Annotated in this window: 1 protein-coding gene; it reads left to right on the top strand. The window is 71.9% G+C overall.

What is annotated here, in order from left to right; translation table 11 throughout:
• Positions 1–28: 28 nt before the first annotated feature.
• Positions 29–615, top strand: a 587-nt coding sequence (locus IEQ44_RS15530; RefSeq protein ID WP_193639388.1) for a type III pantothenate kinase, incomplete at its 3' end; no start/stop codon positions are given.

The raw sequence follows: 615 nt of genomic DNA, 5'->3' as shown, positions 1-615 counted from the left end.
GGTCTGGACCTCGACGAGGAGTGAGGCGATGACGCTGCTCGCGGCCGACATCGGCAACTCCCACACCACCCTGGGTGTCCTCGACGGCGACGACGTGGTCGCGCACTGGCGGGTCGCCACCGACGAGCGCCGCACGGCCGACGAGTGGGCGGTGCTGCTGCGCGGGCTGCTGGCCGAGGCCGACCTGCTCGGCGAGGTCGAGGGCATCGCCGTCTGCGCGACCGTGCCCGGGGTGCTGCACGAGTGGCGCGAGATGCTCACCACCCACTTCGCTGACCTGCGCGTCGTGGTCGTGGAGCCGGGCGTACGCACCGGCGTGCCGGTGCTGATGGACAACCCGCGCGAGGTGGGCGCCGACCGGATCGTCAACTCGCTGGCCGCCCTGCACCTCTTCGGTGGCCCCGCGATCGTGGTCGACTTCGGCACCGCGATCACCTACGACGTGCTCAACCCGAAGGGCCAGTACGTCGGGGGCGCGATCGCGCCCGGCATCGAGATCTCCCTGGAGGCGCTGGGTCGACGCGGTGCCCAGCTGCGCAAGGTAGAGCTGATGCGGCCCCGCCAGGCCATCGCCCGCAACACCGTGGAGGCGCTGCAGTCGGGCATGGTCTTCGG

This window comes from Nocardioides malaquae (assembly GCF_015070385.1).
Classification (GTDB): Bacteria; Actinomycetota; Actinomycetes; order Propionibacteriales; family Nocardioidaceae; genus Nocardioides; species Nocardioides malaquae.
The sequence above is the reverse complement of the archived record's forward strand: the minus strand, read 5'-3'. Positions and strand labels throughout refer to the sequence as shown.